Origin of the sequence: Allobosea sp. Root381, assembly GCF_001429395.1 — a bacterium.
GTDB lineage: Bacteria > Pseudomonadota > Alphaproteobacteria > Rhizobiales > Beijerinckiaceae > Allobosea.
In genome coordinates this window covers 19,113-35,431 of record NZ_LMJT01000012.1, presented here as the reverse complement: position 1 = coordinate 35,431, position 16,319 = coordinate 19,113, and the positions used below count along the sequence as shown (strand labels likewise).

12 protein-coding genes are annotated in these 16,319 nt (G+C 68.7%); 5 read left to right on the top strand and 7 right to left on the bottom strand.

Annotated features, from left to right (window positions below):
- Window positions 1-66: 66 nt before the first annotated feature.
- Entirely contained in the window at window positions 67-1,593 is a 1,527-nt protein-coding gene (locus tag ASE63_RS11655) for an outer membrane beta-barrel protein (protein ID WP_056801116.1), read from the top strand.
- Window positions 1,594-1,641: 48 nt separating this feature from the next.
- Here ASE63_RS11655 and ASE63_RS11650 read toward each other — a convergent pair whose 3' ends face one another.
- On the bottom strand, window positions 1,642-3,504 hold the full coding sequence (locus ASE63_RS11650) for a M3 family oligoendopeptidase (RefSeq protein ID WP_056801709.1): 1,863 nt from the start codon (window positions 3,502-3,504) through the stop codon (window positions 1,642-1,644).
- A 209-nt stretch (window positions 3,505-3,713) separates the two neighbouring features.
- Here ASE63_RS11650 and ASE63_RS11645 point away from each other — a divergent pair, with 209 nt between their 5' ends.
- The 4 genes from ASE63_RS11645 (at window position 3,714) to ASE63_RS11630 (ending at window position 9,487) form a co-directional block, all read left to right on the top strand.
- Window positions 3,714-5,207: a sigma-54 dependent transcriptional regulator gene (locus ASE63_RS11645; RefSeq protein WP_056801114.1), complete on the top strand. Its 1,494-nt coding sequence runs from the start codon at window positions 3,714-3,716 to the stop codon at window positions 5,205-5,207.
- 120 nt (window positions 5,208-5,327) lie between these two features.
- A complete protein-coding gene (locus ASE63_RS11640; RefSeq protein WP_056801113.1) occupies window positions 5,328-7,205 on the top strand; it encodes a L,D-transpeptidase family protein in 1,878 nt (625 codons plus the stop codon).
- Window positions 7,206-7,385: 180 nt separating this feature from the next.
- Complete coding sequence (locus tag ASE63_RS27905; RefSeq protein ID WP_056801111.1) at window positions 7,386-9,191, top strand: DUF882 domain-containing protein; 1,806 nt, start codon at window positions 7,386-7,388, stop codon at window positions 9,189-9,191.
- A gap of 86 nt (window positions 9,192-9,277) precedes the next feature.
- Window positions 9,278-9,487: a hypothetical protein gene (locus tag ASE63_RS11630; RefSeq protein ID WP_056801108.1), complete on the top strand. Its 210-nt coding sequence runs from the start codon at window positions 9,278-9,280 to the stop codon at window positions 9,485-9,487.
- A gap of 9 nt (window positions 9,488-9,496) precedes the next feature.
- Here the strand turns inward: ASE63_RS11630 and ASE63_RS11625 are convergent, their stop codons facing one another.
- The 6 genes from ASE63_RS11625 to ASE63_RS11600 all read right to left on the bottom strand — a co-directional run bounded on the left by ASE63_RS11625 (window position 9,497) and on the right by ASE63_RS11600 (window position 16,298).
- Window positions 9,497-10,288, bottom strand: coding sequence for an ABC transporter permease (locus ASE63_RS11625; protein ID WP_056801106.1), 792 nt, complete (start codon window positions 10,286-10,288; stop codon window positions 9,497-9,499).
- Window positions 10,288-11,457: an ABC transporter permease gene (locus ASE63_RS11620; RefSeq protein WP_056801105.1), complete on the bottom strand. Its 1,170-nt coding sequence runs from the start codon at window positions 11,455-11,457 to the stop codon at window positions 10,288-10,290. Before ASE63_RS11620 ends, ASE63_RS11625 begins: the two co-directional genes overlap by 1 nt.
- Complete coding sequence (locus tag ASE63_RS11615) at window positions 11,454-12,515, bottom strand: ABC transporter ATP-binding protein (RefSeq protein WP_056801708.1); 1,062 nt, start codon at window positions 12,513-12,515, stop codon at window positions 11,454-11,456. Before ASE63_RS11615 ends, ASE63_RS11620 begins: the two co-directional genes overlap by 4 nt.
- A gap of 71 nt (window positions 12,516-12,586) precedes the next feature.
- Window positions 12,587-13,627: an ABC transporter substrate-binding protein gene (locus ASE63_RS11610; protein WP_156410331.1), complete on the bottom strand. Its 1,041-nt coding sequence runs from the start codon at window positions 13,625-13,627 to the stop codon at window positions 12,587-12,589.
- A gap of 245 nt (window positions 13,628-13,872) precedes the next feature.
- Window positions 13,873-15,354, bottom strand: a complete 1,482-nt coding sequence (locus tag ASE63_RS11605; protein ID WP_056801100.1) for a M81 family metallopeptidase — start codon at window positions 15,352-15,354, stop codon at window positions 13,873-13,875.
- A 2-nt stretch (window positions 15,355-15,356) separates the two neighbouring features.
- Window positions 15,357-16,298 carry an aminotransferase class IV gene (locus ASE63_RS11600; protein WP_056801098.1) on the bottom strand — a complete coding sequence of 314 codons (942 nt, stop codon included), beginning with the start codon at window positions 16,296-16,298 and terminating at the stop codon, window positions 15,357-15,359.
- Window positions 16,299-16,319 lie beyond the last annotated feature (21 nt).

Sequence of the window (16,319 nt, the reverse complement as noted above, 5' to 3'; positions counted from 1 at the left end):
AACTCCATTAACCATGCGCGTCCTCCCGGGCGTGCCATGGCCTGTGCCTTGGAGCGACGAAGCCTCGTGTCCCGCCGCGTCACGACCCTGCTGCTGTCCGGCGTCGCCGTGGCGAGCCTGACGCTCGCCACGCCCGTCGCCATGGCGCAGCAGGCTCCACGCGCAGGCCTGCGCTCAACGGTTCCCGCCTATGTCGCGCAGCAGCCGGCACCTGAATCGCAGGGCACCCGCCCGACCTCGACCGAGAGCGTTCCCGATCCCGCCGCACTAATCCGCGACCAGCCCTCGACGGTCTCGAACCGCGCACCGCCGCAGGCGAGCCGGCCGGTGCGCGCGGGCGCGGTGCGCGGCGTCACGCAGCGCCAGTTCCGCCCGCCGCAGCCGACCGTCACCGGCTTGCCGGCCACCCCCGAGCCACTGCTCCCTCCGCGTCGCCGCACTGCGGCCGAGGAAGACCCTTACGCCGCGCTCGGCCTGCGGCTGGGCAGCATCGTGCTGAAGCCCTCGCTCACCAACGGCATCGGCTACGACACCAATCCGCAGCGCACCTCCGGCCCCAATCGCAACGCCTCGCCGTTCAGCCGGCATGACGGCGAACTGGAAATCCAGTCGGATTGGAACGTGCACGAACTCAAGGGCAGGCTGCGCGGCGGCTACAGCTCCTATTTCCGCAATCACGAGGCCTCGCGCCCGGACGGCGAGGGCAATCTCGACCTCAGGCTCGACGCCTCCCGCGACACCCGCATCCTGCTCGAATCGCGCTTCAGGCTCGACACGCAGCGCCCGGGCTCGCCCGATCTCAACGCGCCGGTCGTCGGCCGCCCGCTGGTCTATCAATATGGCGGCTCGGCCGGGGTGAGCCACGATTTCAACCGCCTGCAGCTGACGTTGCGCGGCTCGGTCGACCGCAGCGACTACGAAAACGCGACGCTGGTCAACGGCGCGACGCTGAGCCAGGCAGACCGCAACCAGACCCAGTACGGCCTGCGCCTGCGTGCCGCCTACGAGGTGACGCCGGGCTTCAAGCCCTTCATCCAGGGCGAGATCGACACGCGCCAGTTCGACGAGCCGGTCGACTCCAACGGCTACCGGCGCTCCTCGGACGGCGCGACCGGCCGCATCGGCACCAGCTTCGAGATCAGCCGCCAGCTCACCGGCGAGATCTCCGGCGGCTACCAGAACCGGAAATACGACGACAACCGCCTGCGCAACATGAAGGGCTATGTCGGCGATGCCGCTATCATCTGGGCGCCGACGCCCCTGACGACCGTGACGCTGCGCGGGACCTCCGAGCTCGGCGACACCACCATCGCCGGCTCCTCGGGCACCCGCGTCCACCGCGCCACGCTCGAGATCGCCCATGCCCTGCGGCGCAACCTGATCGTCACCGGCATCGGCGTCTTCAGCCGCACCGCATATGAGGGGCCGAACCCGCGCGAGGATTATGCCAGCCTCGGCGCCCGGATCGAATACAAGCTGACGCGCACCTTCGCCGTGCGCGCTAGCTTCACCCATGAGCGCCTGAACTCGACGGCGCCGGGCTCGGACTACACAGCGAACGTCGCCCAGGTGGGGCTGCGGGTGCAGTTCTGACCGTTAGCCGGGATGGCCGGGCTTGATCCGGCCATGACGCTGTGCCCCCTACTCCATCCCCTCCAGCTCGATGATCATGCCTTCGATCATCGTCAGGCCGATCTGCCAGAAGGCCGGGTCGCGCGCATCGAGCCCGAAGGGCTTCAGCAGCTCGGCATGGTGCTTTGTGCCGCCCGCCGAGAGCAGGGCGAAATAGCGTTCCTGGAAGCCCTCGGCTGCATTCTGGTAGACGCCGTAGAGCGAGTTCACCAGGCAATCGCCGAAGGCATAGGCGTAGACATAGAAGGGCGAATGGATGAAGTGCGGGATGTAGCACCAGAACGGCTCGTAGCCCGGCCCCAGCCGGATCGCCGGCCCCAGGCTCTCGGCCTGCACGCTCATCCAGAGCTCGCACAGGGCCTCGGCCGTCAGTTCGCCACCCTTGCGCGCCTCATGCACCTTTCGCTCGAAGGAATAGAACGCGATCTGGCGCACGACCGTATTGATCATGTCCTCGACCTTCGCCGCCAGCATCGCCTTGCGCTGCCTGGGATCGGTCGTGCCGTCGAGCAAGCGGCGGAAGGTCAGCATCTCCCCGAAGACACTGGCCGTCTCGGCCAGTGTCAGCGGCGTCGGCGCCATCAGCGCCCCGTTCGGCGCCGCCAGCACCTGATGCACGCCATGGCCGAGCTCATGGGCGAGCGTCATCACGTCGCGCGGCTTGCCCTGGTAGTTGACCAGCACATAGGGGTGCACGGACGGCACCGTCGGATGGGCGAAGGCGCCCGGCGCCTTGCCCGGGCGCACGGGAGCGTCGATCCAGTTCTCGTCGAAGAAGCGCCGGGCGATGCCGGCCATGGCCGGCGAGAAGGCGCCATAGGCGTCGAGCACAGTGTCACGCGCCTCGCTCCAGGGGATCGTGCGCTGCTCGACCTGCGGCAGCGGCGCGTTGCGGTCCCAGAAATCCAGCTCCTCGCGGCCGAACCATTTCGCCTTCAGCTTGTAGTAGCGGTGCGACAGGCGCGGATAGGCTTCACGCACGGCCGAAACCAGCGCATCGACGACCTCGCGCTCGACCCTGTTGGCGAGATGGCGCGAATCCGCGACATCCTCGAACTTGCGCCAGCGGTCGGAAATCTCCTTGTCCTTGGCCAGCGTGTTGGTGATCAGCGAGAAGATCCGCAGATTGCCGCGGAAGACCTCGCTCAACGCCTCGGCCGCCGCCTTGCGCACCGCGCCGTCCGAATCCTGCAGCTTGTTCAGCGTCAGCTCGAGCGTCAGCTCCTCCTCTCCCATCCTGAAGCGCAGCGAGGCGATGGTCTCGTCGAACAGCCGGTTCCAGGCGGAATGCCCGGTCATCGACTTCTCGTGGAACAGCGCCTCGATCCGGTCCTCGAGCTGGTGCGGCTTGTCCTTGGCGAGGTCTTCGAGCCAGGGCTTCCAATGCGCCAGCGGGCCTTCCGCCGCAATGCGCGCCATCAGTTCGGGGTCGATGCGGTTGAGTTCGAGCTCGAAGAACAGGAGCTCGGTAACCGCTGCGTTCAGCCGGTCCTGCGAATCGCCGTAGAATTTCGCGCGCTGCGGATCGGTGGTGTCCCCGGCGTAGATCAGCCCGGCATAGGCGCCGATCCGCCCGAGCAGGTCGGACAAGGCCTCGAAGCCGCGCACCGCCTCGGCCAGGCGCTCGCTCGCATCCTCGCCCTCGGCCAGCGCGCCGAGCCTGCCGCGATAAAGCTCCGCGAACGCCTGCGCTTCCGCCATGCCGCGGTCGAAATCGGCCTTGAGCTCGGCCGAATCCATCGACGGATAGAGGTGGCCGAGATCCCATTCGGGCAGCGTGCCGAGCGCTTTCGCCGTGCTGTCCTTTGCGGCCCTCGCCGTTGCCGTTGCTGCGGCGCTGGCCCGCACCGTCCCGTCAAACGCAATCGTCATATCCGGATCACCTCGCAGATTCGCCGGCACCTCGTAACACATAGGCATGGGCTCGTGGCACGATAAGCACCCGGCCCTCCGACCGGCATGGCCCGAGCCGCACCGGCTTAAGCGCCGCTTAACCCTTCTGGCCGAGGATGCCCCAGAACGGAACAGCGATTCCGGCTTCATCGATTTTTCCAGCAGCGCATTGCCGGTTTCGAGGTGACATGACCGCCACCGTCCTCGTCGTTGACGACGATCCCGTCCAGCGCCGCCTGCTCGACGCCATGCTCAAGCGCTTCGGCTACGACGTCGCCAGCGCCGAGACCGGCGAAGACGCCGTCGCGCTGCTGGCCGGCCCGGAAGGCGAGCGCTTCGACGCGGTCGTCCTCGATCTCGTCATGCCCCGGCTCGACGGCATGGGCGTGCTCGCCGCCCTGCGCGAGCGCAGCATCGACACGCCCGTCATCGTCCAGACCGCGAACGGCTCGATCGAGACCGTCGTCCAGGCGATGCGCGCGGGCGCCATCGATTTCGTGGTCAAGCCGGTCGGTGCCGAGCGCCTGCAGATCTCGCTCAAGAACGCGCTCAAGCTCGGCGCACTCGAACACGAGCTGCGCCACATCAAGCGCCGCAACGCGGGAACGCTGGGCTTCCGCGACCTCGCCACCAAGAGTCCCGACATGGCCCGCGTCGTGCGCCTCGCGGAGCGCGCCGCCAAGTCGAACATCCCGATCCTGATCGAAGGCGAGTCCGGCGTCGGCAAGGAGGTGCTGGCCCGCGCGATCCAGGGCTCCAGCGACCGGAAGGGCAAGCCGTTCGTCACCGTCAATTGCGGCGCGATCCCCCACAACCTCGTCGAGTCGATCCTCTTCGGCCACGAGAAGGGCGCCTTTACCGGCGCCACCGAGCGCCATATCGGCAAGTTCGTCGAGGCCAATGGCGGCACGCTCTTCCTCGACGAGGTCGGCGAATTGCCGCTCGACGCGCAGGTCAAGCTGCTGCGCGCCATCCAAGAGGGCGAGGTCGACCCCGTCGGCGGCAAGAAATCGATCCGCGTCGACATCCGCATCATCTCGGCCACCAACAAGAGCCTGCTCGACCAGGTGAAGCGCGGCGAGTTCCGCGAGGATCTGTATTACCGCCTCAACGTCTTCCCGATCACGCTGCCGCCTTTGCGCCTGCGCCGCGAGGACATTCCCGACCTTGCCCGCGGCTTCCTCGCCCGCTTCGCCGCCGAGGAGGGCAAGAAGCTGCGCGGGCTCAGCGCCGAGGCGGTCTCGCTGATCGGTGGCTATGACTGGCCGGGCAATGTCCGCCAGCTCGAGAATGCGATGTTCCGCGCCGTGGTCCTGGCCGATGGAGACGAACTGACCATCGCCGAGTTCCCGCAGATCGCGGCGCAGATGGAAGGTTTCGACGTCCGCATCCCGCCGGCACCGGCGCCGCTCGGCCCGGCCGAGGCGCGCAGCGAGACGCCGCGCATCATCCAGATGCCGGTCCGCGACCCCAATGCGCTGGATCTCGTCGCCGGCTCCGACATGCGCACCCTCGACGAACTCGAGCGCGAGATCATCAAGTTCGCACTGGCGCATTATCGCGGGCACATGTCCGAGATCTCGCGCAAGCTCGGCATCGGCCGCTCGACCCTCTATCGCAAGCTCAAGGATTACGGGCTGATCGAGGGCGACGCCGCAGGCGAGAGCACCGATGCGGCCTAGCCGATCGGAAGCTCGCCGTCCTTTCTCGAACGCGGTTGGCTGTTGCGCCGCCGCATCTTGTCGAAACAGACCGAGTCACGCAGGAATGGCCGCGCTCGGCTCAAGTCAGGAATAGCTACCATGCCTCGTCGCCAAACGGCGAAACTGGCCTGCGTTTCGGCGCTGGCCCTTGCGCTGGGATGCGCGACCGCTTCGGCCCAGGGCGTCGGCGCGACCGACCCGACGCTCGGCATTCCGCTGCCGGAACAACCCGCGCTCGTGCTTCCCGATGCCGTGCCGTCGGCCGCCGCGAAGGACGAGCCCGGCATGGTGACCGGCGCCGTCACGCCCTCCGCCCGGCCACTGGGCAATCTGCTCGAGCCCGACGCGGCGAATGCGGCCGATGAGCCGGACGAGGCGCTTTCGCTCGACATCCCCGAGATCGAGCTTCCGCCGATCGATCCCGTGCTGCGGCCGGCGCTGGCTCCGCAGCCGCTGCCCGCGCCCGCCCCCGTGCAGGCGGCCGAGCCGAATATCCCCCTGCCCGAGATGCCCGCGCTCGTGCTCGACCTGCCGCCGGGTTCCGAGCTTGCCGGCGAGATCACCCTGCGGTCCGCCGAAGCGCTGGCCCTGCCGCGCCTGGCCGAGCGCGAGCGCGGCGAGATCCTCGCCGCCTACGAGGCCACCGGCAATCGCCCGCTCTGGATCAAGGACAAGGGCTGGAGCGAGGCTGGCCGGCGCCTGGTGGCCCAGATCGGCCGCGCCGAAGAGGACGGGCTGCGGGCGAGCGACTACCCCCTCCCCGTTTTCGAGGCGAGCGACAAGGGCAGCCTCGCCGAGGCCGACGTCCGGCTCTCGGCGCTTGCCGTGCTCTATGCCCGCGACGCCCGCGGCGCGCGTGTCGATCCCCGCCGCCTCTCGCGAAACCTGACGCCGACGCTCTACCTGCCCTCCGCCACCGAGGTCCTTTCCGAGCTCGCCGGCGCGGGCGATGCCGGTGTGGCGCTCGCCGCCTACAACCCACCGCATGAAAGCTATCGCCGGCTGAAGGCGAAGCTCGCCGAGCAGCGCAAGCGTATCGACGATACGCCGCTGGTGCGCATTCCCGCCGGCCCCGCGCTGAAGCTCGGCATGCGTGACGCACGCGTCCCGCTGGTCCGCGCCCGGCTCGGCCTCGGACCGACCGAGGAGCCGGTCTTCGACCGCTCGACCGCGACCGCGATCGCCACCTTCCAGAAGCGGGCCGGTCTGCCGGCCACCGGCATCCTCGGCGCGCAGACGCTGGCCGCGCTGGGCACACCCGCGACCGCCCGCGGCGAGCAGGACCTGATCGCGCAGATGGAGCGCTGGCGCTGGCTGCCGGCCGATCTCGGGGCCGCCCATATCTGGGTGAACATCCCCGAATACCGGATGCGGGTCTATCGCGGCGGCTCGGTCGCGCTCGACGCGCGTACCATCGTCGGCAAGCCCACCAGCGCAACGCCCGTCTTCTCGCATCTGATGGACCATCTCGTCGTCAATCCGAGCTGGTACATCCCACCCTCGATCCTGCGCAAGGACGTGCTGCCGGGCCTCGCGGCCGATCCGGACTACGCCGCCAAGCGTGGCTACGTCGTGACCCGCGGCAAGAACGGCTCGATCTCGGTGCGCCAGCCGCCGGGCGAGCGCAACGCGCTGGGCTGGGTCAAGTTCATGTTCCCGAACGACCACGCCGTCTATCTGCACGACACGCCGAACCGGCGCCTCTTCGCGACGGACAAGCGCGCCTACAGCGCCGGCTGCGTCCGCGTCGACAACCCGTTCGCGCTGGCCGACCAGTTGCTCGGTCCGGAATGGACGCAGGCGCGCCTGAAGGGCCTGATCGGCAAGGGCGAACGCACGATCCGGCTGACCGAGAAGATGCCGGTCCACCTCGTCTACAACACCCATGTCGTCGACGCGGAGGGCAAACTTTCGACCTTCGAAGACCTCTACGGCTTCCACCGTCTGGTGCGGCAGGCGCTGGAGCAGCGGAGCTGACAAACGGCCAAGTGGCGATCGTGGCACCTTTTCGCCACGATCCAAGGTTAGCCAGCTTGGCGCAGAAAATGATGGCCGGATTCGCCGCGGCTTGCTAACGAGTCGTTAACGCTTCTCCGCAACTGTTCGTTCACGTTCATTCGCGCCGCTCAGTCGGGGCATCGAGACGGGTCAGGCAGATTGGGCAGGTCAAACGCCACGCTTTCGGGACGGCTTCTGTCGGGTTCGAAGCCGATTCTTCCTCGGGCACTGGCGCTGGGCGTCGCCGCGGGCGCGCTTCTGCTCGGCGTGCGCGGCACGCAGGATGCCGTCGCCAATGGCGACACCCGCACGATCACCATCAAGCACATGCACACAAAGGAGGAGACGACCGTCACCTTCCGGCGTGACGGGCGCTATGTCTCCGAGGCCCTCGAGAAGCTGAACTGGGCGCTGCGCGACTGGCGCACCGACGAGCCGATACGCATGGATCCGCGGCTCTTCGACGTGGCCTGGGAAGTCCAGCGCATGGTCGGCTCGGAGCAGCCCTTCCATGTCGTCTCGGCCTATCGCTCGCCGGGCACCAATTCGATGCTGCGGCGCCGCTCGCGCGCCGTCGCCAAGCACAGCCAGCACACCCTCGGCAAGGCGATGGACTTCTACCTGCCGGACACGCCGACCGCCCGCATCCGCGAGGCCGGCATGCGGCTCCAGCGCGGCGGCGTCGGCTTCTATCCCGGCGCCCACACCCCCTTCATCCATCTCGATGCCGGCTCCGTGCGCTCCTGGCCGCGGATGACGCGCGACCAACTGGTGCGCCTGTTCCCGGACGAGAAGACAGTCCACCTGCCGGCCGACGGGCAGCCGCTCGGTGGCTACGAACTTGCCAGGGCCGAGATCATGTCGGGCGGCGGCGCCGTCGCGGGCTATGCTGCTGCCGATCTCGACGAAGGCGCCGTCTTGTCCTCGGGCCGCAAGAGCCTTTGGGCCGCGCTGTTCGGCGGCGACGAGGAAGAGGCGGATGCCCGCCCGACGCGTGGCCGCCGCGCCGCGCCGAAGCCACAGCCGACCGTCATGGCCTATGCCAACAACACCGCCTACCCCGACAACAATTCGCCCGATGGCGGTCGTTTCCCCATCGCCATGGCCCCGGCGGCCCCCCCGGCGCGCTCGCTGGCCCAGGAGCGAGCCGAGCGGCTGGCCCCGCGCGCAGCCGAAGCACCGGCAGCGCAAGCCGTTGCACCCGTCAATGCCGCCGCGCCTGCGCAGGACAGCAGGCCCGCGCTGGTCGACGCCCCGATCCCGCTCGCGCGCCCGCGCGGACTGACCGTGCCGGAACAGCCCGCCCAGGATGGCGCGGCGGTCCAGGTCGCAGCCCTCGCCGGCAGCGGCGGTGCGCTGGCCTTCGCGCCCCCGTCCGGCCCCGGGGCCGACCAAAGGCTGGTCCTCGCCGCCCTGCCGCCGCGCCGGCCGGGCGAGGTCGCCCCGCTTGCGCAGACCATCGTCGCCGGCAAGCCGATGGAGGCCCCGCTGCCACCCACGCGGCCGGCACTGACCAGTTTCGCGCTCGCCGGCCAGGCAGTTCCGCTCGCCCCGACGGAACTGCGCGGCTCGGACGCTGCAGCCCAGGCCGCGATCCCGGAAGGCCGGCTCGTCGCGGTGAGCCACCCGTTGCCGCCGAGCCGCCCGCAGGCCGGCGGCGTCACCGTCGCGGCCTCGACGCAGGCCCGCCGCGCCCCGACGCCCATCGAGCAGCAATACGACGCCGACCGCTCCGGCCTCGACTCGCTCTTCGCCGCCGTGACGCGCCCGCCCGCGCCCGCCGGCCGCAGCGTCACCGTGGCCACCGCCCGCGCCAGGACGACCGCACCGGCGAGCGCGCCGATCACCGGCCCGAGCCCCGCCGCCGCGCTGGGCTTCAGCCATGCCGAGCCGAACGACGCCAAGACCGGCTCCTTCAGCGGCCCGGCGGTGCGCGCCCTGCCGACGAACTTCGTCCAGAACTGAGCCGCAGAACCTGGCCGCTGCGCATTAACCAATTCCTGACCTGCCCCACGGCAAACTGCCGGCGATTCGCTAGCCGTGAGAGTGACATGGGTCAGGTTCTGCAGTTCCGACTTCCGCCGAGGCGGGACGATCTTCCCGCCGGGCTTGCGCTCGATCTGCTCTCGGCCGTGGACTTCGCGCTGCGCGATCTGGCCGATATCGGCAGGCACTCCACCCTGGAAGCCGTGCGCGAGCAGGCCGCAGCCTGCCGCCAGATGCTCGAAGCCGCCTATATCGCCGAGATCGAGCACGGCTGAACGCCCGGCTCAGGCTTCCGCCGCGGCCTTCCGCGCCTTCAGCATCGGGATCAGCTTCGCGACGCCGATCAGCACGAAGGTGAGGATCATGATGATCAGCGCCGCCGCCGCGATGGCGGGGCTGATGTTCTCCCGCAGCGAGGAGAACATCTGGCGCGCCAGCGTGGTCTGGTTCGGCCCGGCCACGAAGAGCGTGATCACCACCTCGTCCAGCGACGTCGCGAAGGCGAAGACCGCCCCGGTCAGCACGCCGGGCATCGCAAGCGGCAACGTGACGTTCGTGAAAACCCGGCGCGGCGAGGCACCGAGGCTCGCTGCCGCCCGCTCCAGCGCCGGCTCGATCGCGGCCAGCGAGGACGAGACGTTGATCATCACGAAGGGCACGCACAGGACTGCATGGGCGATGATGACGCCGGTATAGCTGCTCGCCAGCCCCATACGGGCATAGAGGATCTGCATGCCGACGCCGAGCACGACCGCCGGCACCACCATCGGCAGCAGGAAGGCCGAGCGCAGCACACCGGCGAAGGGCACGAGGTCGCGCCGCAAACCCAGTGCAGCCAGCGTGCCGACCAGCGTGGAGACGATCGTCGCGCCCGTTCCGATGATGAGCGAATTGACGATCGAGCGGCGCCAGGCATCGCTTTCGGCCAGCGTGTTCATCCAGCGCAGCGAAGGCCCGCTCATCGGATAGGTCAGGAAGACGCTGTCGGTGAAGGCCAGCGGCAGGATCGCCATCAGCGGGATCAGCAGGAAGCCGACCACCAGCGCGCCGAAGACCAGCTTGAACGCGCCGAGCATCACGCCGCCCCCGCCGGTTTCGAGAGACGGCCATAGACGAGATAGAGCGCCGTCGTCGGGATCAGCAGGAAGAGCCCAAGCGCGCCCGCCATGCCCCAGTTCGCGGTGCCGATCGCATAGAAGGCGATCACCGAGCTGATCATCTGGTCGCCGGCCCCGCCGGTCAGGGCCGGGGTGATGTAGTAGCCGAGCGCGACCATGAAGACGAGCAGCGAGCCGGCCAGCAGCCCCGGCATCGCCAGCGGCAGCAGCACATGCAGGAAGCTCTGCCACGGCCGCGCGCCGAGCGCTGCGGCGGCCGGCAGCAGGTTCTTCGGGATCGCCAGCAGGCTGGCATAGATCGGCAGCACCATGAAGGGCAGCAGCACATGCGTCATCGCGATCAGGACGCCGGCGCGGTTGTAGATCAGCGCCAGCGGCCGGTCGATGATGCCGAGGCCGAGCAGGGCCTGGTTGATGAGGCCGTTGTCCTGCAGCAGGATCATCCAGGAGGCGGTGCGGACCAGGAGCGAAGTCCAGAGCGGCAGCAGCACCGCGACCAGCAGCAGATTGCGCTTCCACCCGGTCAGGCTCGCCGTGATCATCGCGAAGGGCAGCCCGATCGCGATGCAGAGCAGCGTGACCTGCGCCGAGATCACGAAGGTCCGGGTCATCGTCGCGCGGTTGACCGCCATCTCCGGCGGCACCGCCGCGATCGCGCCGGCATCGTCCCGCCTTAGGTCGAGCGCCGCCAGCAGGTTGGCGTCGGTATAGGCCGGCATCGCCCGTTTCATGACGAGCCAGAGCGCCCGGTCCGTCCAGCGCGGGTCGATCCCGGCGAGATCGACCTTCTCGCCGGCGGGAGCCTCGCGCACCGCCCGCGCCGTGCGCGGCAGCAGGGTGCGGAAGCCGGGATACTGGCTGTTCAGCGTCCGCACGCTGTCGCCAAAGCGCTCGGTGGGAACCTCGAGCCGCAGATCCGCGACGATCGCATCCCCCGCGGCGGCCGGCGGCTCGCCGGCACCATCCCAATCGGCGAGCGCGATGGCGGTCTGCGGAAAGGTCTCCCGCACGGTGCCGCCCTGGACGGAGGTGACCAGCATGGCCCAGAGCGGCCAGATGAAGAACAGGCCGAGGAAGACGACGAGCGGGGCGACGAGCAGGCAGGCGTTGAGGCGCTGCCTGATCATGGCGCGACCAGCGTGCATTCATCGGAGCGGAAGCTGACGCCGACCGCCCCGCCCATAGCGGCCTGCGCATCGCGGCGATGAGCCTTGGCGACGAGCCTGATATCGCCGCGATGCATGTGCAGGCGGACATGGTCGCCGTGGTAGACGCAATCGTCGAGCGTCGCCTCGATCCGGTTCTCGCCGGCAGCGCCAGCGACATGCATCATTTCGGGTCGCACCGAGACCATCACGGAAGCGCCGGGGCTGAAATCGGAGGCGTCCCGGCAGGTCAGGCCGGTTCCATCCGCCATGCGAATGGTCTTCTCGCCATCGCGACTGGATTCGACGGTACCGGGCAGGAGGTTCGTCTCGCCGATGAACTCGGCGACGAAGCGCGTCCGCGGCCGGTCATAGAGGCCCGTGGGCGTATCGAACTGCTCGATCTTGCCATGGTTGAGCACGGCGATGCGGTCCGACATCGTCAGCGCCTCGCTTTGATCATGGGTCACGAAGATCACGGTCAGGCCGAGCTTGCGGTGCAGCTCCCGGATCTCGAGCTGCATATGCTCGCGCAGCTGCTTGTCGAGCGCGCTCAGCGGCTCGTCCATCAGCACGACCTTGGGCTCGTAGACCAGTGCCCGCGACAGGGCGATGCGCTGCTGCTGCCCGCCCGACAATTGCGACGGCTTGCGCTCGCGCAGATGCGCCAGCTGGACCAGCTCCAGCGCCTTCAATGTCCGGGACTCGCGCTCGGCCGCGCCGACGCCGCGCATCTTCAGCGGGAAGGCGACGTTCTCGGCGATCGTCATATGCGGGAACAGCGCGTAGTTCTGGAACACCACGCCCATCTCGCGCTTGTAGGGCGGCAGATGCTCGATGCGCCGGCCATCGAGATGAATGGCGCCGCTCGACGGCCGCTCGAACCCGGCCAGCATCATCAGCAGCGTCGTCTTGCCCGATCCGGACGGGCCGAGCAGGCTGACGAACTCTTCCTTGCCGACATGGAAATCGAGCTCGTCGACGACCTTTGCAGCGCCGAAGTTCTTCGAGACGCTCTCGAAATGAATGAAGGATTGCATCCGGTCGGCCTTGGGGCGGACGGCCGCCCTGCGGGGGGCGGCCATCCTTGCCTGTTGCTACTTGCCTGTTGCTACTTGCCGAGCCAGGCGTTGAAGCGCTTGGTCAGCTCCTCGATATTATCGTTCCAGAAATCGACATCGATCGCGATCGCGCCCTCGAAATTCTGCGGCGCGGTCGGCAGGTCTGCCGCGAGATCGGCCGGCACGGCAGCGGCCGCGGCCTTGCTCGGCAAGCCGTAGGCGATGTCCTGCGGCAGCTTCGACTGGTTCTCCGGCAGGCTGGCGAAGGCGATGAAGTCCATCGCCTGGTCCTTGTTCGGGCTGCCCTTCAGGATCGTCCAGCTGTCGATCGCATAGATGCTGCCGGGCCAGACCGTCTTGAACTTGGTGCCCTCGGTCTTGTTGATCGCCGAGATGCGGCCGTTATAGGCCGAGGTCATCACCACCTGGCCGCTCTTCAGCAGCTGCAGCGGCTGCGCGCCGGATTCCCAGAACAGGATGTCGCCCTTGATCGCGTCGAGCTTCTTGAAGGCGCGGTCGACGCCGCCGGGCGCGCGCAGCACCTTGTAGACCTCCTTGGCCGGCACGCCGTCTGCCATCAGCGCGAATTCGAGCGCGTATTTCGGGCCGCGGCGCAGGCCGCGCTTGCCCGGAAACTTCGTCGTGTCCCAGAAATCCGCCCAGGAGGTCGGCGCCGTCTTGAGCTTCTCGGAATCGTAGGAGAGCAGCGTGGACCAGACGATCGCGCCGACGCCGCACTCGCTCACCGCGCTGTCGATGAACTTGTCCTTGCCGCCGAGCTTGGCCCAGTCGAGCTTCTCGAACAGCCCGTCGGCGCAGCCGATCGCAAGCTCCTCGGCCTCGACCTGCACCGCGTCCCAGTTCGGCGCACCGGCCTTGACCTTGGCCTGCAGCACGCCGATGCCGCCATCCCAGGATTCGTCGAGGACCGGCTTCTTCGACAGATCCGAGAACGGCTTGAAGTAGATCTTGCGCTGGGCGTCCTGGTAATTGCCGCCCCAGGACACCACGGTGAGATCGCGGGCCATCGCACCCGTCATCGACAGCCCGAGCACGCCGGCGACAAGCCCGGCCAGCTTGATGTTGCGCATCGCAGTCATCGCTTCTTCTCCCTGTCTGCCGGCCGGTTCCCGCCCCTCGCGAGCTGCCTTCCGAGCATTGCTCTTGCCGTGCGCTTCTGCGCTTCGGCAATCTGTCCCTATCGCGTCACGGGACGCGGAATTGTGCAAGTGCCCCACCTCGGCGGACCTCGTTTCCCGACGAGGCAAGAGCCGCGCCAGAGCCTCGCCGGACAGGCAATCATGGCGTCACCGCCAATGCAATATCGGCCTTGGGCTCATGCGGGCAGGCGCATGAACCCGCCCTCGAAATCCCAGTGGACCTCGTCGAGCGGATAAACCGGCCTGATCTTGTCGAAAGGCAGGTCCTGGGGCCGGAAGGCGGTCATCCCCGCGGTATCCACCGTGACCGGTATCGCGACCCCGGCGAAGGACAATTTGTAATGATTGGCCGAGCGCGCCACCACCGCCCGCTGCGACGATAATGGCAGCCCGACGCAGTCGTAGAAGGCCGGGTCGTGGGCATTGGGCACCAGGCTGGTCACGACGACGCTGAGTGCCCCCGCAGCGAGCACGGCATAGTCGCCGAAATCGGCCTCGACGCCGGCCATGTACGGCCCCTTGTTGACGAAGCGGGCCCGGCCGAGACGCCGGACCTGCCACTCCGCCTCCAGCGGATGCAGCGCCGGATTGACGGACGCCCCGATGGCGCGCCTCAGCGTGGCGCCCGCGCCGGCCGCTTGCGCCGCGGCCACCGCCTCCGGATCGTACACCGGCAACGCAACCGCGAGCCTGGGGAACTGCTCCAGCGCCACCCGCGCGATCTCGACGGAATCGCCCGGTCCCGCACCGAGCACGCGGTCGCCCTGATCGCCGAGGACATAAGGCAGGCCGCTGTTCTCGCCGGCTCTGGACAGGACTTCGGCCACGCCCGGCAGCGTCTCGACGAAACGGTCCCGCAGCCGCCACAGCGTCTCGGACAGCGCCCGCGACGCGCGCTCGCCGGCATCGCCGCCATCGTCATAGGCGAGTACCGCCTGCCCGGCGCGCGGCCCGTCGATGAAGGGGTGGATGTTGAAGATCGAGAGATCGACGAGGCCAGGCTGGCTGCGCCATTCATCGGCCTGCGCACAGATGCCGCGCATCGGCTCGGCATCGGTCTCGTCGCTGCCGCGCATCAGGAACGGGATGAAGGTCACCATCCCCGTCGGTCTCGGCGTCCCCTTCAGCAGCGCGTCGAGCAGCGCCATGGCGCGCTCGCCGGTCTCGACCATGTCGGCATGCGGCTGGGTGCGGTAGCCGGTGATGATCGTGGCGTTGGCGACCATCCTCTCGGTCAGATAGGCGTGGAGATCGAGCGCGACGCTGATCGGCATCTCCGGCCCGACCGCCTCGCGCAGCCGTTGCAGAAGCTCGCCCTCGGTATCGACGGTATCCTGCGAGATGGTGGCGCCGTGCAGTTCGAGGCAGATCGCGTCGTAATCGCCCTTGCGCGCCGCAGCGACGAACTCCGCGACGATCTCCTCGAACAGATCCTGCGCCACCGGCCCGCCCGGACGGGCGCGGGCACCCAGCACCGGCACGCAGGTGTGGCCGAGCCTGTCCGCCTCGCGGACGATGCCGCTGAAGGCGGTTTGGGACTGCCGCGCCTGGGCGAGCAGTTCGTCGCCGCGCAGGATCGAGACTTCGTCACGGTCGGTCACGACCGGGTTGAAGGAATGGCCCTCATGCCAGAGCTGGCCGACCAGGATGCGCGCCATGGTCAGGCGGCCCGTTCCGCCGCCGCCTTCTCGTCCGCATCGAGCGGGAGCACCGGCGTGCGGTGCCACCCCTCCTCGTGCTTCGCCCAATAGACCTGCTTCAGCCGTGCCGAGATCGGCCCCGGCCGGTCGTTGCCGAGGATGCGCCCGCCGATGCGCGAGGCCGGCATCACGCCGCCGGCGGTCGTCGCCAGGAAGACCTCGTCGCAATCCTCGAGCGCCGCACGCGGGATCGGCTCGACGGCAGCCTCGATGCCGAGTTCCTCGCAGAGTTCCAGCACCGAGCGGCGGGTGATGCCGTGCAGGGCGCCGCGATCGGGCGTCGAGACGCGCCCGTCCTTGACGATGAAGACGTTGAAGCCCGGCCCCTCGGTGAGAAAACCCTCGGCATCGCAGAGCAGCGCGGTATCGAAACCTTCGTCATGAGCCTCCAGCAGGCCGGAGGTCAGGTCGTTCCACTGATAGTTCTTCATCGTTGGATCGACGGAGGCGTCCGGCACGCGCGGCGTCGAGGCGATCCAGACATGCGCGCCGCGCTCCTGCACGTCCTTCGGGATCACGTCGATCCAGGGGATCGCGTAGCAGATCAGGTGGTTGTCGCAATCGGCCGGGCGGCGCGAGCCCGCCACCCGCGGCCGCCCGCGCGAGGCGACCATCGCCACATAGGCGTCGGAGAGGCCGGCCAGCGCGACGCAGCGATGCAGGATCGCCCGGATCGCGTCGCGATCCTCCGGCGGGCGGATGCGGCGCCCGGCCATGGCGTACTCGAAGCGATCGAGATGGTCTTCCAGCCGGAAGAAGCCGCCCTTGAAGACATGGACGACGTCATAGACCACGTCCGAGCGCGTGAAGCCCCAGTCGGTCACTGGCAGCGTGGCCTCGCTCATCGGCACGAAGCGGCCCCGGACATAGGCTGCGCCATCGGCGAATCGTGACGTGCTCATCGCTAGCCTCCGCTATTCGCC